This is a genomic window from Saprospira grandis DSM 2844, assembly GCF_000275825.1.
Taxonomy (GTDB): domain Bacteria; phylum Bacteroidota; class Bacteroidia; order Chitinophagales; family Saprospiraceae; genus Saprospira; species Saprospira grandis_A.
This window is the reverse complement of the sequence record NZ_JH719942.1, coordinates 2,777,580-2,801,827: the sequence shown is the minus strand read 5'-3', so window position 1 is coordinate 2,801,827 and position 24,248 is coordinate 2,777,580. Positions and strand designations below refer to the sequence as shown.

Below are 24,248 nucleotides of genomic sequence, written 5' to 3'. Positions count from 1 at the left end.
GGCCAACATAAGGCCCTCAGTTGAACTTTGGGAAAAACCATCGTCTACTTTATTGACCGTAGAGTCGATAAGGTCGGCAAAGTTCACTTCAGTGGGGACCATCCCCCTTTTGAATAAATTTTTGAGTGTGCTACGCGTGAGTAAAGCCATTGAGTTGGATACTTTAACTTGAGCTTGTTTAAATTTTTTAGTCAGCAGCTAGACTAAGGCAAAAAAAATGCTGCAAAGCGCTTATTATTGTTGATTACGACAAAAACAAAAAAAGGCTTTGCAACATGGTTGTGAATTTATCAAAAGAATTTATTACGGAAAAATATTAGCATTTTTCCCGAAAAAAATTGGCTCGAAAAACCAAAGCGCCTCTGTGGCAAATTGTTAAAGCGATAATTTATAGGCTTAAAACAGGTTGTCAGTGGAGAGAATTACCGATACAATCTTTTTTTGTACGTAAGTTCTAATTTGCTGGCAAACAGTATATTACTACTTCAATAGCTGGTCCGAGTCTGGTATTTGGCAAAAAGTGTGGATCCAATTTCTAGCCCATGAAAAATCTTGTTTAGATTTATCTAGTATACAGCTTGACGGAAGTCATACCCCAGCGAAAAGAGGGGGCGAAGCTGTGGGTTATCAGGGCCGAAAAAGTCCAAAACCACAAATGCTCTCTTTCTCACAGATAAAAATGGGCTGCCAATCGCTATGTCTCCGCCTTTTGCGGGAAACCATAATGATTTGTTTGAAATCGAGAGTCATTTACCAAAAAATGCTTGCCGATCTGCAGCTTTCAGACATCTCTCCTGATGGTTTATTTATGAATGCTGATGCAGGGTTTGATAGACAAAAAACTTAGAGAAAACTGACCAAAAAATGGGCATTATCCCTAATATTGACCACAACAAAAGAAATAGAAAAAAAGCTTATTATCAAGATATTATAGATGAGGAACTTTACAAAGAACGCTTTTCTGTTGAGCGAACTAACGCATGGATTGACGCATTCAAAATTTTACTCATTCGTTTTGAAAGAAAAGCCGACAACTGGGCGAGTCTACACTATTTAGCCTTTATACTTATTTTCCTAAAACGAAATTTTTAAACAAACTCATAATAAAAAAATCTTTGCTCTATGTTAATATCATCATCTTCTGGCATCAATGGAGCTTGACCAAAAAGCTTATCTGTAAATTCTTTTGTTTTCTCAGCAATTGCATTTTTCTCTATTACTGCATTCTGAATTTGTTCCTCCTTATCAATATGTTCGCAAGCCTCAGCTAATTTATGAGCAATAATAGATAGAGGTATTAGCTCTGTGGCATTATTAAAACGTGTAGAGGCTTTTTCTAACTCAACATTTAACTGTTGTTCCTTTTCCCGAAGCTCATCAATATTTTCACCAAGAGATCCATGTCCTCGTCGAATTAGCTCATTAGTATATAGACTAATATCCTCCTCTAACTCTGATACTTTTTCTTCAATATTACTCCGCTCCTTTTTTATCTCTTTGATTTGAAGCTTAACCTTAGCTAGTTCTGCCTCAAGGTTGGTAATGCTTAATTTAACATCATTACTGGCTACAGCTTTCTGCTCAATCCCTTTATAAATATCTAAATCTGCTAGTAGATGTTCATATGTATCTAGCCCTAATATTTGACCAAAAGCCTTATTGATCAATAAAGCCTGATCCTTTGGTTTTAACGAGGCTATTTCTGCTATTTTTTCTGCATCAAAAAAGACAAACTTTGCTATTTCTAAAGGCACTAGATATTGATTAACAAAATATGTTTTTTCATCATCAGTTGATAGCAGAGACATCTCTTCTCCATCAACAAGAACTGTAAATGTCTCTTTAGCTGTCTTGACATTGTAATCACGAATAAGCTTTATATCTGCTTTCTTATCCTCCTCTCCTGTTGAACTAAATGAGATATTGGTTAAGTCAATCTCTATAGAGAAGGACTCAACCCCTTTCTTTTTAGCTTCCCAGTTTAATGAACTATCTAAAAAACGGCCATAGGTACTTCCTACCTCTTCTTTAAAGATTTGATCTACTTGCTTAATGGTTTTTCCATATAAGCACCAAACCACCCCTATAAGAAAACTGGTTTTCCCTCTACCGTTTTCTCCACCAACAAGAATAATATTTTTCTCTTTGTCTGGCGTTAAATCAACGCTTACTTCTCCGCAGTAAGGTTTAAAGTTTTTAAATTTTACTCTTGTAATTCTCATAGTAGACTTATGCTAATTCTGACTCTATGACTTTGTCAATGATTTTAATAATGTTTTTGCGTTTTTTTAGGAGCTTTTTATCCTTTTCGTTCTTCACCAAGTTTAACATTTTGTCTGGATCAATGCCTTCTTGAAGACACTTATCTTTTAATGCGTTCTGTTGCTCTTGGAGCAGTTTGTCTTTTGCTGTCATCTCATATGTTTTTGTCTGTCCATATACCTTATAGTAAGTCTCGTACACATTATTATAGAAGCCATCCATCTGCCATATAATCTGAATTGCTTTTAGCTCTTGAGACGTAATCAAACTTTCGCCTGACTCCTTTTCCGCTTCAAGCAATCTCCTTAAAAGATATTCTCTTGTATCTATATTATATGGCCCCTTTCCAGGACGTCCATCTCGCAATTTCATTTGGCGGTATTTATCTTTGTCTCTGTTTTCTACCAACCAATCTCTCAAATCTAGTAAAGGTTCTAGATGCTCATCTCCGTTATCAATCAAAGCCTCCATTGACTTATCTCTGTTAACAACAGTACATACCCAGCAGCCGAACCTACTCTGTCCACATGATGGAGTTGTCGTATCAATAACTAAAGGACAATCACCACCTGTACCATTTCTATAGAGTGTTATTAGGTCTCTGTTTGTTCCATTCCATGGAGAAGGTGCCTGTAGTAAATATTGCCATATTTCATTTGTAGTCACCTCTTTTATCGGCGCAAAAATATATGCAAGATTTAGTTCTACATGGCGTCTTAACCTATTATTGGAAATTTGATATCTCTCTATAGATTTTTTTCTATTAGAGCTCTCATCTTTTCTAGTTCCCAATAAGATAATAACTTCTCCTTTCTTTGCTACTTGTTCTTTTATGTATTTTGTAGTAGGATTTATTTTTAATCTCTCAGTACACCATCTAAAAAATCTGTTTGGAGCAGGATAACCTTTGCCTATTAAATTTACCCAAAAACTATCATCAAGTGCTGGTGTTGTTTTAGCAACAACAATAGGCAGTTTTTCTTTAATGGCTTGTCTTTCTATCGCATCTAAATTTTTGTCAATCCAATGTACTACCGTAGGGTTCTCTACAAGAGTATCATTACAAACAACGTGTATTTCCTTGGTCAGTTTTTCCTTTGGAATTTCTCTAATTGCATACCACACAAATTGCAAAAGTGCTGAAGAATCTTTCCCCCCGCTAAATCCTATAATCCAAGGACGATCATCGATTAAGTACTGATCTTTAATTTCCTCTAGAATATATCTGACATTAAGCATTTCTTAATAGGTTTTATGTTTAAGGGCCCCAATATAAGGCTTAATAGTATCATATTACAGCACCTAAACAGACTAAAACCAATTTAGTTAAAGCAAACCTCCCCCACAACTATCCACCCTATATAGATTTGAAGAATTATTTTTTGCCGCCCAAGCTTGCTTGGGCTTTTTCATGCCCCAACCCAAGGGCTGCCAAACTGGGCTTTAGAGTCTATTTAAAGTTTTGTGCCTACCCTTTCCTGCGCCTAGGGACAAGCCCCTAGGCTAGCTTTTTTAGACAGCCCTCTAAAGAGGGCCTTTGGATAAGGACCTGCTCTGCAATAACTATTTAGCCAAGCCGTATATATCAGCCTTTGAGGCCCTTGTCAGGGCTGACTCCATTGGATTAGCCTGGGGGCTTGTCCCTAGGCAACTATTGGCCAAATCCTAAGCAGCTAAAGGCCTAAATTTTATTCGGATACACAAAATCCTGAACAGTCCCTGATGAGCTACTCAAAGTCCTTTCTTGAGGCCTGAACTCCAGCAGATAGGTTATGGAACCCCATGAGAGACGTCCCGAACTCCATTATATAGGTTATGGAACTGCATGATAGACGTCCCGAACTCCAGCAGATAGGTTGTGGAACCCCATGAGAGACGTTCCGAACTCCATTAGATAGGTTATGGAACCCCATGAGAGACGTCCCGAACTCCATTAGATAGGTTATGGAACCCCATGAGAGACGTCCCGAACTCCATTAGATAGGTTGTGGAACCCCATGAGAGACGTCCCGAACTCCATTAGATAGGTTGTGGAACCCCATTAGGGACGTCCTGAACTCCATTAGATAGGTTATGGAACCCCATGAGAGACGTTCCGAACTCCATTAGATAGGTTGTGGAACCCCATGAGAGACGTTGTATAAGCCCAAATAGAGCTTAGCTAAGGTCGATCATGGGGTATAGTAAGGTATTATTAGTCGTCATAGGAGGAGGGTAAATAGGTTTAGGGACCACCCCAAAGGGGTCTTACAACCTATACAAATAGGTCTACTAACCTCTATTAGAGGTTTAGTAAGGTCGATAATGCGGTTCACTAACCTACCTCAAGGAGTTCGGGACCTATAAATAGACGTTGGGGGACGTCTATTTGGGGTCCATCAACCTATAAATAGACGTTGGAGGACGTCTATTTTGAGGTCTCCCAACCTATACCCTTAATCCAGCAAGCCCAAACATCAATTCTAAAGAAATCAAAAAGAAGGACTTAGAAGCATTACAAGCAATTATCCCAGTCCAAAACTAACCAAAACGTTAAAATAGATGCTTTTTTAAAGTAAATACGTAAATAATTTTAGTTATAACTTGCATTTATAAAAAGTTACCCCTACATTTATAACTATAACAACACAGATAAACAAAAGGCAAGAGTTCCCCCATAGCTTTTAGGCTATGATTGCTCTACCTAGTCTCTAGTGTTTATTTTAATTACTTAATTTTTTTTATTATGGCACGACATAATTTAATTAGCATTGAATTGCTAACCACTGCTATTCAGCAGATCAATGGCGCCTTTGACCTAATTGATCAAATTCTAGATGGTAAGGTCATTAACCTCAGCCCTGCCGATCGTCAACGTTATGGAAGCATCAATGAGCAGAACAAGCTCTTTATCCTCAAAGCCAACAGCTTTTATCAAGCAAAAGGACAATTGCTTCCTCACTATTTTGATCGAGCGGAATATGAAAAGGATTTCCATCATCGCCAAGTTTTTGAAAACCTTGAGTATCGCACCAATGAGCTTTATGAAAAGCTTCGCGATACCCGCACCCTACTTGATTATGATGCTATGCGCTTTTCTTCTCAGATGTATAAGCAGGCAAAGAACATGAGTGAATCTGGCGTACCTGGTGTTGATTTTTGGGTAGCCGAAATGGCCCAGTTCTTCAAGCGTAGCCGCATCGATCTAGAGGCCATGGCTGAAGAAGAAGATGTGGATAATGCTGCAGAACAAGAGGATTAGGATTGTTGGAAAATTATAGGCTAATTCTTTGATCTCTGGGTAAAAACCTACAGCCCTTTCCTGCGCCTAGGGACAAGCCCCTAGGCTAACTTTTTCAGACAGCCCTCTAAAGAGGGCCTTTAGATAAGGCTCTGCTCTGCAATAACAACTGAACAAGGCCTTGTATATCAACAGTTAAGGCCCTTCAGGGCTGACTCCATTGGATTAGCCTAGGGGCTTGTCTCTAGGCGATGATTGGCTGCTCCTTTTTTACTCCTCTACATCTACACCCCTAAGGCCAAGGCCCTAGGCTAATTTAAAAAACAGCATCCCCTCATTCGAGGGGATTTTCTGTTTACCCCAGCAACAACCTTATGTGCAAAGAAAAACAATTGCTCCCTAGCTATAATCAATTAGCTAAAACAACCCATCTTTAATTATGGGGAAAACCTACAGCCCTTTCCTCTAGAGACAAGCCCCCAAGCCATAAGTAGCAGGCGGCAAAGCCGCCATGGCCGAAGGCCAAACGGCCCAGCGCTGCGGCGGGCTGGCCGCAGGCCAGACCGAGTTTTTTGAGCAAAGCGAAAAAAGCGACAACAAGGACTTTAGTCCGCAGTTCGATGACCGAAGGGAGTAACGGCCGAGCAGACCTGCGAGCCCCAACAACAAGGACTTTAGTCCGCAGTTCGATGACCGAAGGGAGTAACCATAGCGGCGGCCAAGCGAGGCGAAGCCGAGCAGGCCGCGGGCCCCAAACCCACTAACAATAACCACCTAAAGGCCTCATCAAAAGCTAAAAAGCGATTCTAAAGTATAGGGGCAGTACTCATTCTGATTAAAAGCTGTATTTTTGTGAGCAGTAAAATTCTGCTTGAGGAAATAATTAGCCCCCAAAAAAAGTTTGAATAAAGTGCCAGTTAGGAATTTCTTTTGCTAAAGGGTGCACTAAAAGGTGTAAATAATGATACTACGAACCACTTCTATTTTTTTGCTTCTACTGTGTTTGGGATGGGGGAGTTTGTCTGCACAGACAAATTGGAAAGACCTGAAGAAAGAAGCAGAGGCCGCAGCGGCTGACAGAGACTTTGCCTTGGCAGGCGTCCGTTATGGACAAGCTTTTGAGCTTAAGCGCAGCCAAATGGAGCTAGCCTATTTGGCTGGAGACTATTTTTTGAAGGCCCGAGATTATCCTCAGGCCCTAAAGTATTTGGTCATTGCCAAGGCTGAAGACAAAAACGACTATGAATTGCTGGGGCTAAAATATGCCTTGGCCCTAAAGCAAACTGGAGAGTACAAGCAGGCAGAATCGGCATTTCGGCAGTTTATTGGGCAATATGATGGTCCTCAAGCCGATTATTGGAAAGAGCGGGCTAGTCATGAAATTGATGGCTGTCAGTTTGGCATTAAGGCCGCAGAACAAGCCAAAGAGCTGCCCCTACAACTATTGTCTAGCCAGATTAATGGAGAGAAGAATGAGTTTGCTCCTATTTGGTTAAATGGACAGCTTTATTTTAGCTCGAGTAGAGACCGCAAAACGGTGCTTTATAGCAGTGAAAAAACAGGCAATATAGATAGCTGGAGTAAGGCTGCCCCCTTTGCTGGCAATGCCAAAATCAATGGCGATTTTGCTGGAGGGAGCTTTACTGCAGATGGGCGTCGCTTTTATTTTTCGATGAAAAATAAGGAGGGCAAATATGCTATTTATCTGTTGGTGCAGGAAAGTGGGCGCTGGTCGAACCCCATTCCGCTGCCCATTTATATCAATGAGAGCGCCTATAATAGTAGCTACCCCTTTGTGGTTGAGCAAGATGGGAAAGAAATCTTATACTTTGCTTCGGATCGTCCGGGCAGCAAGGGGGGATATGACATCTGGCGGTCGATTCGGCAGGCAGAAAGCAAGTCCTTCAACTTCTCTTTGCCCCAAAACCTAGGGCCTAATATCAACACCTTTGCCGATGAGTTGAGTCCTTACTATTCGGAAAAAGACCAGGCCCTATACTTTAGCTCCAATGGGCATTTGAGTGCGGGTGGTCTAGACCTTTTCAAGGCTCAATCTACGGGCAAGGGTTGGGAGCTGGCCCAAAACCTTGGTTTTCCGATCAACTCTCCTGCCGATGAGCTCTATTATACAGAAGGGGCCAAAGGGAGTTTCTTTGTGTCTAACCGCAGCATAGAAGGGCAGACGGCCCCGGCCAATGAAAACATTTATTATTTGGGGGCGGCTAAAAACATTGAGCTTAAAGTAGAGGGAATTATCTATGCCGAGAGCGACCCCAAAAAAGAGCCGATTGCGGATGTACAGATACAGCTTTTTGAGCAAACTGCAGATAATGAAGAGTTGGTTTATAGTGCCAAACTGGGTCTGCAGGGCTATAGTATTAGTTTAGAGGCCAACAAGCGTTATTTGGTCATACTTACGGCAGAAGGTTATCAAACGGCTAGTTTTGAGTTGGCCACCCTAGACATTAAGCGATCCGAGACACAGAACAACCCTATTGCTTTACGAGCAGCGGAGCTTGTTACTCAAGCTCCCAAAAAGGAATTTAAGAGTCCTTTCTTTGCTATTGTTCCTCAGGAGTACACTGGAGAAGAGAAGGCCTTTGAGTTGCCCAAGCGAGCAGAAGACCCTAAAACGGGCAAGGCTTATCCGGCTGGCAGCACCGAGGCCGAGCTCTATGAACGAGTGGCTAAAATTGCCGCCCGCTCGCCCTCTAATAAAGTCTATTGGGCCAAAAACAACCTTCTTCCCCTAAAGGGAGAAGAAGAGCCTATTGTTGCCAATACGCCCCCTCCTAAAGAAGAGCCCAAAGAAGAAGCTCCTAAAAGCAATAAAAAGCTAGGCAAAGGCCTACATAAGCACTATGACGAAAGCCAAGAGGATGCTGCAGAAGAAGGCGTCTCTTATGTCATCCAGGTCTCTGCCGTTCGCCGATACAAGGCCGCTAAATATGAAGAGCTACAAGAAGGGCCTTTGGGCGACTATGAATTGAGTTTTGAGACCATCGAACTGAACATCACTCGGGTATTGGTGGTCCCTCCTCGCCGAAATATAGACGGCAGCATAGGCTTTAAAAAGAAGACGGAAGCACTAAACATCTTATACCATATTATCAACTCTACTCAATTTACCAAAGCCTTTGTCATTGAATATAAAGATGGCGAGCGCGTAGGCAAGGGCTTTAGAGGCCTAAGCCAAGATGATGAAATCTAAGCGGCCCCTTTCTTGGGCCTAAGCTGTCAATAGAACTAACCACTACTAATTAGAATGAAACGAACAAACTACCTTTTACTCTGCCTTGGATTCCTGCTCCTTCCTCTTATAGTTGATGCTCAAAGAGCCCCTCAGAAAAGCTGGAAAAAGCTAAAGCGAGAAGCTGCAGAATTTGAAAAGCTGGGCGATCTTAGTCGAGCAGCTCTTTATTATGAGTCTGCCTATACGCAAAAGAGCTCTAAACCAGAGCTGCTCTATTTGGCTGGAGTTTGCTACCTCAAGGTCCGCGATTATGCCAATGCCGTAAAATGCTTGGCCGATGTAAAGGATAAAAACAATGAGAAGAACTATGATAAGCCAGGCTATCAATATGCCCTAGCCCTAAAGCAAACGGGGCAATATCAGGCGGCCAAAGATGCCTTCAATGAATTTTTGAAGGTCTATAAAGGCAGCGATCAAGCAGAGATGCAGGCCAAAATTACTACCGAAATTCAAGGCTGTAACTTTGCCCTCAAGGCGCAGGAGTATACCAACCCCAATATTTCGCTCAATCACTTGGCCCTCAATATCAACACCGAGAAAACAGAATTTGCGCCCATCCCCTTTAGTAATAATGTGCTCTACTTCTCTTCTTCTATTAGTGGGGTCTCTAAGATTTACCGCAGCCAAAAAACAGGCGAAGATAGCTGGAGCAGCCGGCAGGTCCCTACCCTATTTGCGGGCAAAATGGAAAAGCCCCATTATGGCAACGGTAGCTTTTCGGCTGATGGCAAACGCTTTTACTTTACCGAATGTGATTTTGTCAAGGCCGGAGAGCTGCAATGTATGATTTATATCATGTCGCAAAATGAGGATGGCAGCTGGGCCAACCCCCAAGCCCTAGCCGATTATATCAATGCCCCTAAAAGCAATACGACCCACCCCTTTGTAATGACCAAAGAGGATAAGGAAATTCTTTATTTTGCCTCTGACCGAGAAGGCGGCAAGGGCGGCCTAGACCTTTGGTACTGTAGCCGCAACATTAAGGATAAAGAGGCCAAGTTCTCTTTGCCCAAAAACCTAGGCCCCAATATCAATACAACGGGCGATGAGATCACCCCCTTCTATCACTTCCCCTCGCAAACGCTCTACTTTTCGACCAATGGCAGAATTAGCGCAGGGGGCTTTGATATCTTTAAGTCTAAGGGCGAGATGCTCAAATGGGAGGTGGCCCAAAATGTGGGATTCCCCCTCAACTCCGCAGCCGACGACCTCTATTTTATCATCAATGAAGCCCATAAAGGCGGCTATTTGGTCTCTAACCGCACCTTTGACCCCCATAAAGTGACCACCACCAATGATGATATTTTTCATTTTGGCCAAGAAGGTAGCCGCTTCTTCCTATCTGGTAAAATTATGGGCGAGGGCAAAGATGGCCCCCTAGAAGACGTAAATATCAAACTCTTTGAGGTCATCGATGGCAATGAAGAACTCATTAGCGACAAAATGCTAGCCGTGGGCGAGTATAAATTTGACCTCAAAACTAAAAAAGAATACCTCTTTGAAATTAGCGCAGAGGGCTATCCAAAACTCCTCAAAACCCTCTCTACAGAAGATACCCAACCCAATGAAAAGAAACAACGCAACTTCGTTTTACCCAAAGCAAAAGTAGCCGCCGTTCCAAAAATTACCCCCCAAATAGAAGCCCGCTTTATTGTGGTCCCCGCAGAGTTTTCGGACCGAGAAATGGCCTACCTCCTCCCCAATGAAGTTCCCCTAAATGAAAGCACCGGCCAGCCCTATACCGAGGATAGCGAGGTCTATGACCTCTTTATCAAAGCCCAAGAAGTCGCCAATCTCTCTATGACCGGAGAGGTCTACTGGCAAGATGAAGTCCTCCTCCCTTATATGAGCGAGAGCATCGCCAAGACCGAGCCCGAAGAAGAAGCCCCCCAAGAAGCAGGCATTTTTGAACTCTATGCCCCTACCCCCGAAGCCGAAGAAGGCCTGGCCTACCAAATCCAAGTGGCCGCCGTTCGTAAGTATCGCGCCTACCGCTTCGAGGAACTACAAGAAGGCCCTTTACTCGATTATCGCCTGGGCTTCGAGCCCATCGATGGCGGCATTACCCGTGTCATGATTCTGCCTCTAGAAAGCAATGCAGACGGCTCCGAAGGCTTCAAAACCAAGTCAGAAGCCCTCAATGTACTCTCTTATATTCTAGACCATAGCCGCTTCAAAACGGCTTTTGTGGGCCGCTACGAAAATGGAGAACGGGTCGGAGAAGGCTTCCGTGGCCTAGATGAAGATGCCGGACTTATTGATAAGAACTAAACCCTAAGCAGTCGATTTTTTCGGCTGCTTTTTTTATGCGCTCTCAACTTTTTTTTGTTCTGCTGTTATGTTAACTTGGGGCCTCCGCCTCGCTGCGCTCCTCGGCGCTACGTTTCAGGGCTCGCTATTCGCTCGGCCCTGCGCCAGCAAGCTGGCTGGGTCTGGCCTAACGGCCCCCCTTTCACATCGCTAGGCCTGCGGGCCTCCGGCCCTGCAAAACGCCAATAAATCACCATTATAAAATTAGATTATGCAACTTCAAAATGCAAAAGTAGTCGTTACGGGCGGAAGCTCAGGAATTGGAAAAGCCACCGCCAAGCTGCTCATTGAAAAAGGGGCCAAGGTCCTCATCACGGGCCGCAATGCCGAAAAGCTCGAAAAGGTGGCCCAAGAAATTGGCGCTACTCCCCTCGCCCTAGACATGACCCATACCGCAGAATTTGAACAGGCTGCAGAAAAAGCCCAAGAGCTAGTTGGCGGCCCCATTGATGTATTGATCAATAATGCGGGCATCGGAGAGTATGCTCCTCTTGGAGAAATCCGCCTAGAGCAGTTCCAAAAGGTCTATATGACCAATGTCTTTGGCCTTAGCTTGCTTACCCAAGCCTTTTTGCCTCAACTCAAGGACCAAAAGGGCAATATTGTCAATATTGCGTCTACAGCTGGCCTCAAAGGATTTGCCACAGGCTCTATCTATTCTTCTTCAAAATTTGCCCTTCGTGGACTCACCCAATGCTGGCAGGCCGAACTCCGCCCCCACAATATTCGGGTGCAACTCATCAACCCTTCAGAGGTGACTACTGCCTTTTATAAAAAAGACCGTATAGAACGCCCTGAAGAAGACAAAAAGCTCCGTAGCCAAGAGATTGCACACGCTATTGCCGCCGCCCTAGAAATGGATGACCGCGGCTTTATTCCAGAATTGACAGTTTGGGCCACCAACCCCTTCTAGTCACTACTAGAACGCAAAAAGGGAGCAACAGCTTAGGCTGTTGCTCCCTTTTTACATTTTGCTAGAAACGTCGAAGTAAATGATAGAGTGGAAATACACTCAATAATAACAAACCCTCTAAAAATGGGCGAATAAGGGCCAATATAAAGGCAAAGACTAGCCCTAGGCTATGCGCCCATAAAGGCGGTGGCTTAGGCATCGGCTGTTGAAAAGAAGAAAGCAAGGCTAACTGAGGATAATGGGCCATAAAATGGGCCTCATAGATATAAGGCAAGCGCTCTAAAGGATGTTCTCGATAGGCCAGATAGGCCGCTTTGCGCCAACCCTCCTTGAACAGTAAGTTGAAAAACTGGGCCATAAAGTGCCCAAAATAATAGCCCATAAACGGCCTAAAAAAACCAAAGCCCCAATGCTTTTGGGCCAGTAATTCATATTGCTGGGCATGGCAAAGCTCATGCACAATAGTCGCCAAACTATTTAGACTCAAAGGCCCTTCAGGCTTATCAATATACAGCCTAATTTTTCGGCGGCTAAAACTATCTGGCAAGGCCACCCCCACCGCAAAGCTCCCCAGCATAAACCAAGGAAGCTGTTCGTATAACTCCACCTTGACCCCTTGCAGCTCAGGAAAAAGCTGCTCAAGCAGTTGCTCTTCTGCTTGAGTCAGTTGAAGAGGCCTAGGAAATAGCCCTTCATACAACAAAATGACCCAGCTACGCAAGTGGACGATGTTTGGGGTGCATGACGACCCGCTCAAAGGTATTTACCTGCTCCTCATCGCCCAAAATAACAAGGCTCATCCCTTTAACAATAGCCGTATCTGGTCCAGGGTTAATAATATACTTGCCGTTGGCCAAGCGGGCCCCAATAATATTTATCCCCGTTTGGGAGCGTAGATTCAGGTCTCGAATCTCCTTATCCTTAAACTCTGGCCGCAAATCTTTATAATCTACTTCCTTAAAGCTCATAGAAACATCATTGCCCAAATTGGACAAGAGATTGAGAAACTCTACCATTCGAGGCTGATAGATCAGGGTGGCCATATAAAAGCCCCCTATCACCTCTGATAAAACCGCATAATCGGCCCCAGCGCGCAAGAGTTTTCGCTCTACCGAATGATTAGAGGCCCTGGCAATCACTCGGACCAACTTATTTAGTTCTCGGGCCGTGAGTACCGTATATACATTTAAGGCATCATCGCCAAAAGTGACCACAATAGACATGGCATGCTCAATGCCTGCGTCCAACAGGGTTTGGTCCATAGCTGCATCTCCCTCAATAAAGGCATAGCTGCCTTTGCGAAGCTCCTCCACCTTTTCCTCATCGCTTTCAATAATAACATAGGGCAACTTATTTTTGGTCAGTTCCTGAGAAATCTCCCGACCGTGTCGCCCAAAGCCACAAATAATAGTGTGGTTATGCAAAGATTGTATTTTCTGATACATACGATAATCTTTCATGAATTTCCGCAGGTCGCCCTCAATAATAAAAGAAGAGAGGACCGAAATAGCATAGGCAAAAATTCCGATATTGAAAATAATGATGAAAGAGGTAAACAGGCGCCCATTAAAAGAAAGCGGCTGAATTTCGCCATAGCCCACTGTGGAGAGGGTAATGATGGTCATATAAAACGCATCAGAAAGGCTATAGTTATCAATAAACATAAAGCCCACAACCCCAATAAGGACCGTAAGGACTAGTAAGCCTGCGGCCAAGGCAATATTGCGCAGGTACTTACTCACTCGCTGATAATGCTGTTGAGAAGTAGAGCGAGTTTTATCTTTATGTCTTCTGACCTTAAATTTATTCGTGAGCATGGCAAGAGGAAAAAGAGGCAGTGGGCTTGCCCACTGCCTAAGGAAACAGTCTATTTTTTAAAGAAGGGGGCCACTTCTTTGTCTTTGCTGCCGGGCGTGTAGCGATAGAAGCCTTCGCCTGTTTTGGCGCCTAGTTTACCTGCCATGACCATATTGACCAGCAAGGGACAGGGAGCATATTTATCTTGGCCAAAGCCATCATAGAGGACATTGAGAATAGACAAACAAACATCTAGACCAATAAAATCGGCTAGTTGCAAGGGGCCCATAGGGTGCGCCATGCCTAACTTCATTACGGTATCAATTTCTTCTACCCCAGCTACCGACTCATAAAGGCTATAAATCGCCTCGTTAATCATGGGCATGAGGATGCGGTTAGCAATAAAGCCGGGATAATCATTGACCTCTACGGGGACCTTCTTCAGGTTTTTAGAGAGCTCCATAATGGTATTTAGGGTCTCATCGGAGGTGGCATATCCACGGATGACCTCGACCAACTTCATGACCGGTACGGGGTTCATAAAGTGCATACCAATCACCAATTCGGGGCGGTTAGTCACGGCGGCGATCTTTGTAATCGAAATAGAAGAGGTATTGCTGGCCAAGATACAGCCTTCGGGCGCGGCCTCATCCATTTGTTTAAAGATCTTGAGTTTGAGATCTACATTTTCAGTAGCGGCCTCTACGATTAGGTCTGCATTAGCTGCGGCCTTAGTGAGATCAGCGCCGGGCGTAATATTAGCGAGGGTAGCTGTTTTGCCGGCCTCATCAATTTTCTCTTTGCGCAGCATGCGGTCCAAATTCTTTTCGATGGTCGCCATGGCCTTACTTAGTGCTTGTTCAGATACATCAACCAATTGGACCTTATAGCCCTGCATGGCAAAAACGTGGGCAATTCCATTTCCCATAGTTCCTGCACCTATCACAACAACATTTTTCATTTGACTACTTTATTTAGTTCTGTTAAACTGATTTTAGATACTTTAGGCAAGGATAAACTGGCCATTTTCATAAATTTTCTCGCCATCGGCCCAGATTTCTCCGCCATTTTTCATTTCGGCGATCATATCCCAGTGGATAGCTGATTGATTTTTGCCTCCACACTGCATATAGGTTTGTCCTACAGCCATATGTACCGTTCCGCCAATCTTCTCATCGAAGAGAATATTTTTGACGGGGCGTTGAATATCTCGGTTGGTGCCGATAGCGGCCTCGCCGAAGCGGCGGGCGCCGGGGATTTCAAAAATTTGGTCCAGTAGTTTTTGGCCTTTTTGGGCCTCCCAGCGTTGAATTTCTCCAGCTTTGACCCAAAGCGTAATTCCTTCGACCTCTTGGCCTTGAAAAATGGAGGGATAAGCGAAATGGATTTGGCCCTCTACGGAATCTTCTACGGGGGCGGTATAGACCTCTCCGGAAGGCATATTTGTTTTTCCGTCGGAGTTGATCCATTTGCGGCCAGCCGTACTAAACTGAATATCGATCCCTTCGCCTTTATAGTGAATTTGGCTACAAGCATTGAGGTGGTCTACAATAGATTGCTGCTCTCTGCTTAGGGCTTCCCAGGCGGCTTTGGGGTCTGCTGCATCTAGGCGGCAGGCGGTATAGATAAAGTCGGTATATTCATCTAGGCTCAGGCCAGCATTTTGGGCATGGGCCATAGTGGGATATTCGCAGAGGCTGCGTTTTAGGCGCAGGTCGGCGGTTCGTTCGCTATATAATTTGCGATAAGGCGTATGTGCTAGGGCTCGGAGTTTTTGTTTATCGCCATTGGGGCTATAGCAGAGTTGGCCATAGAAGGGCGCTCTGATATAGAGATAGCATTCAAACTCCTGCATAGCTTGTGCATAGATGGGGTCAATGGCTTGTAGTTGAGGGGCTTCTCCGTATTGGTTGAGCAGGCGGCCTTGTTCTCTAAAGCTAAGGCTAACATAGGGAATGCCTCCGGCTTTGAGCACCTCGGCATAAACCTCACGGACTAAATCTTCGGCCAGGGTGGTAGAAGCGATATATACTCTTTCGCCGGGCTGTACCGCTAGGGAGTAGCCGACCAAGAGTTTTGCATATTTTTTTAGGTAGTTCATAGCTATGTTTTGACTTTGACCAAAGTTAATTTTTTTTGAGGAAAATACGGCTTTTTTCCCTTTTGGGCCTGCTTCTTTATGGGTTAGGGCTTGTATTTACTGCGGTTTTGCAGGCCCGAAGGGCCGCAGGCTGAGGGATGGATAGTGGTGCGGCGCAGCCGCAGACCCAAGTTTTTGAGCGCAGCGAAAAAACTGCAGGGCCGAGCAGACTTGCGAGCCACGACAGAGCCCGACCCGCCCGCAGGGCGGGGCAGCCCCAAAATATCGAACATCTTCAAGGCATATTCGGTCTGCTTCTGTATCTTTGGGGGTATAAAAAGCAGAAAATCAGATGAAATACAACTTTAGTCTTTTGTTTTTGGTCCTTTTTGGCAGTTTGCAGGCGCAGGTATTACAAAATGTAGTGCGCAACCCTAGTTTTGAGCAATATCGGCAGCAGTACCCTAAAGACCTGGGGCAGATCAGTTTATCGACCTATTGGGGCGGGGCTAATTTGGCGGGGGCCGACTACTATCACGAGCGTTCGGAGGGCAGTAATGTAGCGGTGCCTCGGAACAAAATGGGGCGGACCAAGGCCAAGACGGGTCGGGGCTATGCTGGGGTATATGCTTATACTAGTCGGTATAGTAAAAGGGATTATCGGGAGTATGTTCAGGTCAAGCTCAAGCATCCGCTCAAGCGGGGCGAGACCTACTGCATCAAGGCGCAGCTTTATTTGGCCGAGGCATCTAATCGGGCATTGGGGGCATTTGGGGCGGGGGCCAGTCGTTTTCCGATGGAGCAGGAAGACGAGGCGGTTTTGCAGCATATAAAATTCACTTATTTATTCAATCAGGATCGTTCGCCCTTGGACCAGCGGCAGTGGGTAGAAGTGCAGGGAGACTATGTCGCAGAGGGGGGAGAGAACTTCTTAATTTTGGGCAATTTCCAGGATGATCGTTCGACCAAAGTGACCGGAGCGATAGAAGTGGATTCTTTTCGCAATCCGCATGTAGACTTTGCCTATTACTTTATAGATGATGTTTGTTTGACCAGTCAGAAGTCGAACTTCACTTGTAATTGTGGGAGTTTTGAGATGCTCAATACGCAGCGGCGGGAAAAAATTGTTTTGGATGTTCGGTTGAACCGCAAAGAATACCGGCTCAATCAGGTAGATATTTTGGAGCAGGTTCAATTTGAGCGGGGCAATGCGATATTTTTGGAGGGGGCCAAAGAGGAGTTGGATAATTTGGCCAAGATCATGGAGATGAACCCCACATATGAGATTGAGATATCGGGGCACACTAGTAATAAAGGGAATCCCAGAGAAAATCATTTTCTATCGAAGAAGCGGGCCAAGGCCGTATATGACTATTTGCTGGCTTCTGGGGTGCATCGTAGTCGCTTAAAATATAGGGGATATGGGCAAGCGCGGCCCATTGCCTTGAATGATAGTTCGGCGGGTCGGGCGAAAAATGAGCGCATTCAAATTAAGCTGCTGAAAAAGTAGGCTATTTTTTGTAAGTTTGTGCCTTGAAATTATTCCAATCTTTAGAAAGAAGTTTACATCATGCGTAGAAACAACATGGATGATCCCCGCCTAAGAGAGGCGGCTATTCAGAAGCCGATTGAAGCGATTCGTCAAATGTACTTGGACCAAAACGGCTTTAGCGAGCCCATGGTCGATAAAATGAAGGCGCTTCGTGAAATGTACATTGAGTTAGAGCAGCCTACCTTGGTAAAGTCTGTTCGCTTAGTTTATGAATATGCCGAATCGAAAGATTGGACATTTAGCCTAGCGGCTTGGGAGGAGGAGAATGATATCTCTAGCCTAGAGTACTATCTAGACCTTTTGACCAATCCGGGCAATAAATACAACCGCGAAGAGATTCGCGAGCTCAACGACTACCTCAAAGCGACCTTAAAAGGGGAAGAGGTAGAGTTTCGTCCTGGCGCCGATGATGAAGAAGAAGAGGAAGCCACTGAAGAAAATACAGAAGAAGCCTAAACCTTTTGGCCCAAGGGAGTCTTCTCCCTTGGGATTTTTTTTCTTTAGGGGGTATATTTGCCCCTGCTAACTACTAATTCATGGCCTTACTTTCTTTCATCAAGCGAAGGGCCCAGCGCCAACAAGAACAAGATGGCGAGGGGGCCGAAATGAGCTTTGTCGAGCATTTGGACGAGCTGCGCATGCACCTCATTCGCGCCTTTATTGGCATTAGTGCGGCAGCTATTGTAATGTTCTTTGCCACCGAGCTGGTCTTTAAATATGTCATTTTTGGTCCGCTAGACCCCAACTTCATTACCTACAAATTATTTTGTGGCATTTCGGAGCAGCTAGGGACCCAAGCCCTTTGCTATACGCCAGTTAACCCCGAGCTACAAACCTTTGATATGGGAGAAGCCTTTTTGCTCCACATCAAAGTCTGCTTAATTGGGGGACTGATTGTCTCTTTTCCTTATGTGCTTTATGAGTTCTGGAAATTTGTTCGTCCGGGCCTCTACAATAGCGAAGTGAGCGCCAGTCGTGGCGTAGTGGGCGTGGGGAGTTTGCTCTTTTTGTTGGGGGTAGCTTTTGGCTACTTCATTTTATCGCCTTTTGCGATCAACTTTTTGGTGGGCTATCAGCTGCCTATGGTCAATGAGGGGCAGAGTATTATTAAGGCCAAGTCTTTTGTGAACTATATGATTATGTTCACCTTGCCCGCTGGCCTTATTTTCGAACTGCCTATTATTGTGTATTATTTGGCCCGTATGGGGATTGTCACCTCTGCGGGAATGCGGCAATATCGTCGGCATTCTATTATTGGGATTCTTTTGCTCTCAGCAATGATTACGCCCCCAGATGTCATGACGCAAATTATTGTTTCTATTCCCGTTTATATTCTCTATGAGCTAAGCATTAACATTGCGAAAAAGCAAGAGAAAAAACGAAAAGAAGAATTGGGCATGCTTGAAGATCAAGCCTAAATGACAAAAGGGCAATCGGAGAATTCCGATTGCCCTTTTTCTATGGCCCTACCCCTTAGAAAGCGGCAAGACTTCTATTTGTAAGAGCTCCTTAAGGGCCAAGGGAGAGAGTTCTAGCAAAATCCCTCTTTTGCCTGCATTTATGGCAAATAGGGGCAAATCTAGCGCCCTTTGGTCCATATAAATAGGAATAGGCTGCTTGAGGCCCAAAGGGCTACAACCACCACGGATGTAGCCCGTTTTAGCTTGTAGCTGAGCTTGGGCTAAAAGGTCGAGCTGCTTGAGGCCCAAACTTTTTTTCAGCCCTTTGAGGTCCAATTGCCGATCGCCGGGCACCAAAGCCATCAATAACTGCTTGCTGCTGCCCTGCAAGACCAAACTTTTGTAAACCTGGGCCAAGGGCAATCCGTTTTCTTCAGCAATTTTGGCCACATCTAGGTTCTCGCTATCATACTGATATAAAATGCTTTTATAGGGAATTTTTGCCGCCGATAATAGCCGCATAGCATTGGTCTTTTTCATTAGTTTTACTTTTTTTATTTGATGGGCTAAAGCCAAAGCCAAAGCAAACACAGAGATATTTCTTAATTTTGATAGACAACAAATTTACCAATATGCGCCTCTCTCCCTTTCTTTTTCTCCTAATTTTTGGCCTACAAGCCTGCGCGCCCAGCCATTATAGCCCCTTCTATAAACTAGAGTATCAGCAGTATGATAAAGCGATGGTACTCCAGACCGACTGCATCCAAAAAGAGCAGCATTTTTACCTCCGCTGGGAACACCCCAAAAGCAACTATATCCTTGATGTTCAAGTCTATCCGCATCAGAGCAAAGAGACGCTTTTGTATCATGAGGTCCTCGATTTTCAGGCCGTGGAGTTGGGGCAGGCCCAAAGCCTAAAGTTAGGCGATTTTAAACCCGGCGGCCAGCCCTTGGTCCTCAAATTACAAATTGCTTCGCCCCAAAAAAAATTGCTGAGCACCCAACTCTTCTACCTCAATGGCCCAGAGCGACAAATTGACCAAGAGATTTATCTAGAACATAAGGATGGCCGCCCCTTTTTGGGTAGCTACGCCAAAGCCGCTGATATTTTACAATTGGCTAGCGCCGCCGACTCTATACAGCTTTTTTGTATCGATTTTTTTCCAAAATCTCAAGCCCCTGCCCCACCCCCATACAGCAATAATAGCGGCATCTTTTTGGGCCAAAACCAAAGCAACAAAGCCCGATTTTGGGTCAAAAAAGGCCAAGAACTACGCCTAAGCCAAGAAGGACTCTACTGGATCCGGAGCGATAGCAACGCCAGCCAAGGCATTTATCTCAACTACTTTGGCGAGGACTTTCCTAAGGTCAATCGCATCAAAGACCTTATTCTCGGTAGCCGATATATTACAAAAAATATAGAGTACAACAAGATGAATAAGGCCGAAAATCCCAAAAAGGCCCTAGACGAATTCTGGCTGGCCCGAAGCAAAAAAGAGGCCGTGGCCAAAAGACTTATCCAAAGTTATTATGGCCGTATGGAATACGCCAACCAAAGCTTTAGTAGCTATAAAGAAGGCTGGAAAACGGATAGAGGAATAATTTATACTATCTTTGGGCCGCCACAACTTATTCGGCAAACCAATAAGGAATTGCACTGGTACTATGGCAGCAGCCGCGGCCGCTATCCCGTCCATTTTACCTTTAGTGCCTATGAGGGCCAATGGATACTCCAACGCAGCAGCCAATACCGCAGCGCCTGGAATGCCGAGGTACTCAACTGGCGAAATGCCATACAATAGTGCCTAAAGGAGGAGCAGAAGTATTTTTTTTTGGGGCTTCCCCTTCGCTTCGCTCCGGGTCGGGCTGTGCACTGTCTCGCTCTTCGCTCGGCCCTTCGGCGCTAAAGCGCCTCGGTCTGGCCTGACGGCCAACAGTTACCATCCCTAAGCCAGCGGGCTGCGCCCGCTTCTAGACGCTACAACATCTATGAATGAGCTAGACCTCTCCATCACAGAAGAAAACTACCTAAAGGCCATCTACAAATTGGCCGACCTGGACCCCGGACCAGTATCTACCAACGCCATTGCTCAGGAGGTGCAGATTTCTGCCGCCTCGGTGAGCGATATGCTCCGCCGCCTATCTGAAAAAGAGCTAATTGTTTATGAAAAATATAAGGGGGTGCGCCTCAACCCCCAAGGCAAGCAGCAGGCCCTGGCCCTAATCCGAAAGCACCGCCTTTGGGAAACCTTTTTGGTAGAAAAACTAGACTTTAGCTGGGATGAGGTCCACCCCCTAGCCGAACAGCTCGAGCATATTCGCTCTACGGAATTGGTGGACCGTCTAGATGCTTTTTTGGGCCACCCCAAAGTAGACCCACATGGCGACCCCATTCCAGATGCAGAGGGCAATTTTCATGTGCTAGAGCATATCATTTTGGCCGAGCTAAAAGAAGGGCAATGCGCTCGCATTGTGGGCGTCAAAGAGGATGATGCCGACTTTCTCCGCTACTTAGAAGAATTGGGCCTACAGCTGGGCGTAGAGCTGCGGCTCATTAAGCACTTTAGCTTTGATGGCAGCTTGCTGGTCCAGAAAAAAGATGGCCCACAACTGCAACTGAGCAAAAAATTGGGGCAACACCTTTTTGTTCGCCTTTGCTAAAGTTGGAACTTTGCCGCAGGCAAAAAAGTTATGCCCCCGAAATCAAGAAAATGGCGTTCTTTTCGGTCTAGCAGGCGGCGAAGCCGCCGCAGGCTTAGGGATGGACAGCAGTGGCGCGAAGCGCCAGACCCAGCCGCCAAAGGCGGCGCAGGGCCGAGCGACCCGACCAACGGGAGCCGACGCAGCGAAGCAAGTAACAGCGAGCTGTGACAACCAGCCCCTATAGGGGCGCCAGTTCGATAACCGAAGGGCGTAGCGAAAGCCCCAAAAAAATAACAACTCATGGAATTTAAGAATAAAATCGAAATCGTTAACCGCAAAGCGCGGCATTTATATGAATTTGTATACACCCTAGAAGTGGGGATTGTATTGCAAGGGACCGAAATTAAGTCTATTCGTCAGGGCAAAGTTAATATGGGCGATGCTTTTTGCCGGATAGTAGAGGGCGAGCTTTTGCTAGAGAAGCTGCACATTTCGGTTTATGAATTTGGGACTTACAACAATCATGAGCCATTGCGGCCTCGTAAGCTCTTGGCCCACAAACAAGAAATCAAGAAATTGCTGGGTCGAGTAAAGGAAAAAGGATTTTCTATTGTACCTTATCGTCTTTATTTAAATGAGCGGGGCAAAGTAAAATTAGAAATTGCCTTGACCCGTGGTAAAAAGAGTTTTGATAAGCGTGATAGTCTGAAGCAAAAGGACCTCAAGCGCGATATGGACCGCAATTTAAAATATGGATAAGTTTAGCCCTTTACTACTGAGTTTGCTTTTTTTGGTTGCCTGTCAGGGGGGAGCTGTAAAAGAAAGAACTGAGTCTAAATCAGAAGAAGAAATAGACAGTGCTGTATCTTTGGCCCCGGCTGAAGATACAGCATTTTTGTACGCAGAAGCTCGTCGGCTTCGGCAGTTAGAAATTCGGGACTCCTTACTTTCTTTGGAGGATAGTGCCTGGGTAGATTTAACGGAATTGATTCCACAGGCGGATTATGAAATTCGTTATGCGACGAGCAACAACTTTATGGAGTTGCAGGTCTATGCTTGTCCGGGCTGTTATACTCGTTTGGCGGTGGCTAAATCCTTGATGGCTGTGCAGCAGAATTTGGATAGTATGGGTCTAGGTCTTAAATTCTTTGATTGCTACCGGCCTTCTGCGGCGCAGTGGGCGCTTTGGAAGAAAACGCCAGACCCTCGTTATGTGCATCCGCCCAAGCAGGGTTCTATGCACAGTCGTGGCAATGCCTTGGATCTCAGTTTGGTGGATAGTTTGGGCCGGGAGTTGGATATGGGCACTCCCTTTGATTATTTTGGCAAAGAAGCCTATTGGTCCTATACCCAACATTCGGAAGAAGTGAATAAAAACCGTAAATTGTTGCGGCAGCAGATGCAGGCTGCTGGCTTTTCTACTATTCGGACCGAGTGGTGGCATTTTGTTTATAAAGCCCAGCGCTTTCCCTTATCCAATTGGCAATGGTCTTGCTCTTCAGATAGTTTGGAGCAAAAGGGCTAAAATGCACAATTCTTGCAGAATGGGCCAAGAACTTAACAAAACGACATTTATGAAACTCTCTTATTTTTTAAGCTTTTGCTTTCTTTTACTAGCCGTAGCTAGCTGGGCCCAGCCCGATTTAGAAAACCTCAGTCGTGAGGAAAAAAACACCATGCGCAAATGTCCTTTGCACAAAAAGAAGATGAAACTCAGCGATAACTATCGGGCCAATGCCTCTGATTTTCGCCGTAGTGAGGATTATCCATTTGCCTATCAGCTCAATTATCGTCGTTATTGCTCGGTTTGCACCAAGTTACTGACCAAAGAAGAGAAGCAATTTGCGGCAGAAGAGCGGGCTAGAGGAAACAAGGCCAGTATGCAGCGTTGTACGGTCCACAATAAATTTATGAAGACCAATCCTGAGTTTTCTTCTGTAAAATCGATAAAAAATGAAAAGCGGGATGAGGACATCATCAATGCCAAGCAGTACATGGGTCGTTTTTACTGCCGGGTCTGCTCTAAGGTCTACCGCATTCGCTACAAAGATGAAGAATAACTTTTAATCTCTCTCTCCTATGAATATTTTTGCCATAATTGCCCTTGTTGTATTACTCTTGATTGCGGGTATTTTCTTTCTGCTTCGTTTTTTGCGCAATGTACAGCCCGATGAAAGCGAGCTAGAGGAAGACTTAGTCAACCTTAAGAAGGCTATTGCTAGCTTTAAGGGCGGCTTTGTTCCTTGGTCTGCGGGCATTTCTGCCAGAGAGGCAGACCAAGTGGTTCAACATAACAATCGGCGACAGGGCAAGGGCGTTTTTCTCTCTCCGGAGGGGCAGCCTGTTTTTGCCTATGCTTTTCGCAGCTACATTGGTCCGGGGAAAAACAATTTGGTCTATGTGCTTACCTTAGAGCATGAGTATGTCTTTCGGACGAGCACCAAAGGGACCGAAATTCGGCGAGATGAGCGCCTAGTTGGGCTGCTCCGCCCCAATGGGAAGTTGGTAGACGAGCGTGGCCGAGATATTGGCCGTTTGGAGCGTCGCAATGCCATTAGTGAAAGTCGCTTTTATCTAAAAGAAGAGAATAGCGAAAGAGAGCTGGCCAAAATTGCCCTACCCGATAATATTGGCAAGATAGAAGCCGTAGAAATCACGGGCATGCTTTCGGCGGAGCAGGAGCAGCAGCTCAAGGCGGTGGCCAGCTATGAGCTGGTTGAGAACCTGGGCCTCTTTGCCCAATAGCGAGCTGTTAAAGCGAAAAGGGCAGCTGGAGTTTTCCAGCTGCCCTTTTCTTTTGGCCCAACTGCCCTAGGGC

At 45.2% G+C, this 24,248-nt stretch carries 23 protein-coding genes; 16 read left to right on the top strand and 7 right to left on the bottom strand.

Annotated elements, in window-relative coordinates; genetic code table 11:
• Window positions 1–338 precede the first annotated feature (338 nt).
• The 3 genes from SAPGRDRAFT_RS23535 to SAPGRDRAFT_RS23525 all read left to right on the top strand — a co-directional run bounded on the left by SAPGRDRAFT_RS23535 (window position 339) and on the right by SAPGRDRAFT_RS23525 (window position 1,092).
• Window positions 339–458 carry a transposase gene (locus SAPGRDRAFT_RS23535; RefSeq protein ID WP_253271325.1) on the top strand — a complete coding sequence of 40 codons (120 nt, stop codon included), beginning with the start codon at window positions 339–341 and terminating at the stop codon, window positions 456–458.
• 62 nt (window positions 459–520) lie between these two features.
• Window positions 521–847 (top strand): hypothetical protein, encoded by a 327-nt coding sequence (locus tag SAPGRDRAFT_RS23530; RefSeq protein ID WP_253271324.1) that lies wholly within the window; start codon window positions 521–523, stop codon window positions 845–847.
• 17 nt (window positions 848–864) lie between these two features.
• Window positions 865–1,092, top strand: coding sequence for a hypothetical protein (locus SAPGRDRAFT_RS23525; RefSeq protein WP_253271323.1), 228 nt, complete (start codon window positions 865–867; stop codon window positions 1,090–1,092).
• Here the strand turns inward: SAPGRDRAFT_RS23525 and SAPGRDRAFT_RS12850 are convergent.
• Both SAPGRDRAFT_RS12850 and dndC read right to left on the bottom strand, forming a co-directional pair.
• A complete protein-coding gene (locus SAPGRDRAFT_RS12850) occupies window positions 1,089–2,222 on the bottom strand; it encodes an AAA family ATPase (RefSeq protein ID WP_037350221.1) in 1,134 nt (377 codons plus the stop codon). The two genes, SAPGRDRAFT_RS23525 and SAPGRDRAFT_RS12850, sit on opposite strands and share 4 nt — an antisense overlap.
• A 7-nt stretch (window positions 2,223–2,229) precedes the next feature.
• Window positions 2,230–3,501: a DNA phosphorothioation system sulfurtransferase DndC gene (dndC, locus tag SAPGRDRAFT_RS12845; protein WP_002659645.1), complete on the bottom strand. Its 1,272-nt coding sequence runs from the start codon at window positions 3,499–3,501 to the stop codon at window positions 2,230–2,232.
• Between the two features lie 1,486 nt (window positions 3,502–4,987).
• On the opposite strand from dndC, the gene SAPGRDRAFT_RS12840 reads away from it, so the two are divergent.
• The 4 genes from SAPGRDRAFT_RS12840 to SAPGRDRAFT_RS12825 all read left to right on the top strand — a co-directional run bounded on the left by SAPGRDRAFT_RS12840 (window position 4,988) and on the right by SAPGRDRAFT_RS12825 (window position 11,958).
• The gene (locus SAPGRDRAFT_RS12840) at window positions 4,988–5,503 is read left to right on the top strand and encodes a hypothetical protein (protein ID WP_002659644.1); all 516 of its coding nucleotides are present in this window, start codon (window positions 4,988–4,990) and stop codon (window positions 5,501–5,503) included.
• 940 nt (window positions 5,504–6,443) lie between these two features.
• Window positions 6,444–8,693 (top strand): PD40 domain-containing protein, encoded by a 2,250-nt coding sequence (locus tag SAPGRDRAFT_RS12835; RefSeq protein WP_002659642.1) that lies wholly within the window; start codon window positions 6,444–6,446, stop codon window positions 8,691–8,693.
• 54 nt (window positions 8,694–8,747) lie between these two features.
• Window positions 8,748–11,006, top strand: a complete 2,259-nt coding sequence (locus SAPGRDRAFT_RS12830; RefSeq protein WP_002659641.1) for a PD40 domain-containing protein — start codon at window positions 8,748–8,750, stop codon at window positions 11,004–11,006.
• A 250-nt stretch (window positions 11,007–11,256) separates the two neighbouring features.
• Window positions 11,257–11,958, top strand: a complete 702-nt coding sequence (locus tag SAPGRDRAFT_RS12825) for an SDR family oxidoreductase (protein ID WP_002659640.1) — start codon at window positions 11,257–11,259, stop codon at window positions 11,956–11,958.
• 61 nt (window positions 11,959–12,019) lie between these two features.
• Here the strand turns inward: SAPGRDRAFT_RS12825 and SAPGRDRAFT_RS12820 are convergent, their stop codons facing one another.
• From SAPGRDRAFT_RS12820 to SAPGRDRAFT_RS12805, 4 genes are read right to left on the bottom strand one after another with little or no spacing between them, the layout of a single operon-like run.
• Window positions 12,020–12,679, bottom strand: coding sequence for a hypothetical protein (locus SAPGRDRAFT_RS12820; protein WP_002659639.1), 660 nt, complete (start codon window positions 12,677–12,679; stop codon window positions 12,020–12,022).
• Window positions 12,672–13,775 (bottom strand): potassium channel family protein, encoded by a 1,104-nt coding sequence (locus SAPGRDRAFT_RS12815; protein WP_002659638.1) that lies wholly within the window; start codon window positions 13,773–13,775, stop codon window positions 12,672–12,674. The genes SAPGRDRAFT_RS12820 and SAPGRDRAFT_RS12815 overlap by 8 nt, the downstream gene beginning before the upstream one ends.
• Window positions 13,776–13,825: 50 nt before the next feature.
• Complete coding sequence (locus tag SAPGRDRAFT_RS12810; RefSeq protein ID WP_002659637.1) at window positions 13,826–14,716, bottom strand: 3-hydroxybutyryl-CoA dehydrogenase; 891 nt, start codon at window positions 14,714–14,716, stop codon at window positions 13,826–13,828.
• Between the two features lie 42 nt (window positions 14,717–14,758).
• Window positions 14,759–15,856, bottom strand: coding sequence for an aminopeptidase (locus tag SAPGRDRAFT_RS12805; RefSeq protein ID WP_002659636.1), 1,098 nt, complete (start codon window positions 15,854–15,856; stop codon window positions 14,759–14,761).
• Between the two features lie 331 nt (window positions 15,857–16,187).
• On the opposite strand from SAPGRDRAFT_RS12805, the gene SAPGRDRAFT_RS12795 reads away from it, so the two are divergent.
• The 3 genes from SAPGRDRAFT_RS12795 to tatC all read left to right on the top strand — a co-directional run bounded on the left by SAPGRDRAFT_RS12795 (window position 16,188) and on the right by tatC (window position 18,805).
• Complete coding sequence (locus SAPGRDRAFT_RS12795; protein ID WP_002659635.1) at window positions 16,188–17,345, top strand: OmpA family protein; 1,158 nt, start codon at window positions 16,188–16,190, stop codon at window positions 17,343–17,345.
• 60 nt (window positions 17,346–17,405) lie between these two features.
• Window positions 17,406–17,843 (top strand): hypothetical protein, encoded by a 438-nt coding sequence (locus tag SAPGRDRAFT_RS12790; protein ID WP_002659634.1) that lies wholly within the window; start codon window positions 17,406–17,408, stop codon window positions 17,841–17,843.
• Between the two features lie 80 nt (window positions 17,844–17,923).
• Window positions 17,924–18,805 carry a twin-arginine translocase subunit TatC gene (gene tatC, locus SAPGRDRAFT_RS12785; protein WP_002659633.1) on the top strand — a complete coding sequence of 294 codons (882 nt, stop codon included), beginning with the start codon at window positions 17,924–17,926 and terminating at the stop codon, window positions 18,803–18,805.
• A gap of 48 nt (window positions 18,806–18,853) precedes the next feature.
• On the opposite strand, the gene SAPGRDRAFT_RS12780 is transcribed toward tatC, so the two are convergent.
• Window positions 18,854–19,327, bottom strand: coding sequence for an aminoacyl-tRNA deacylase (locus SAPGRDRAFT_RS12780; protein WP_002659632.1), 474 nt, complete (start codon window positions 19,325–19,327; stop codon window positions 18,854–18,856).
• 92 nt (window positions 19,328–19,419) lie between these two features.
• On the opposite strand from SAPGRDRAFT_RS12780, the gene SAPGRDRAFT_RS12775 reads away from it, so the two are divergent.
• From SAPGRDRAFT_RS12775 to SAPGRDRAFT_RS12745, 6 genes are all read left to right on the top strand, one after another.
• Entirely contained in the window at window positions 19,420–20,589 is a 1,170-nt protein-coding gene (locus SAPGRDRAFT_RS12775) for a GWxTD domain-containing protein (RefSeq protein WP_002659631.1), read from the top strand.
• 187 nt (window positions 20,590–20,776) lie between these two features.
• On the top strand, window positions 20,777–21,448 hold the full coding sequence (locus SAPGRDRAFT_RS12770; RefSeq protein WP_002659630.1) for a metal-dependent transcriptional regulator: 672 nt from the start codon (window positions 20,777–20,779) through the stop codon (window positions 21,446–21,448).
• Between the two features lie 282 nt (window positions 21,449–21,730).
• On the top strand, window positions 21,731–22,189 hold the full coding sequence (gene smpB / locus SAPGRDRAFT_RS12760) for an SsrA-binding protein SmpB (protein WP_002659629.1): 459 nt from the start codon (window positions 21,731–21,733) through the stop codon (window positions 22,187–22,189).
• Complete coding sequence (locus SAPGRDRAFT_RS12755; protein WP_002659628.1) at window positions 22,182–22,955, top strand: M15 family metallopeptidase; 774 nt, start codon at window positions 22,182–22,184, stop codon at window positions 22,953–22,955. Before smpB ends, SAPGRDRAFT_RS12755 begins: the two co-directional genes overlap by 8 nt.
• Window positions 22,956–23,004: 49 nt before the next feature.
• A complete protein-coding gene (locus SAPGRDRAFT_RS12750) occupies window positions 23,005–23,490 on the top strand; it encodes a hypothetical protein (protein WP_037350849.1) in 486 nt (161 codons plus the stop codon).
• Window positions 23,491–23,509: 19 nt separating this feature from the next.
• Window positions 23,510–24,175, top strand: a complete 666-nt coding sequence (locus SAPGRDRAFT_RS12745; protein WP_002659626.1) for a hypothetical protein — start codon at window positions 23,510–23,512, stop codon at window positions 24,173–24,175.
• The last annotated feature ends 73 nt before the right edge of the window (window positions 24,176–24,248 follow it).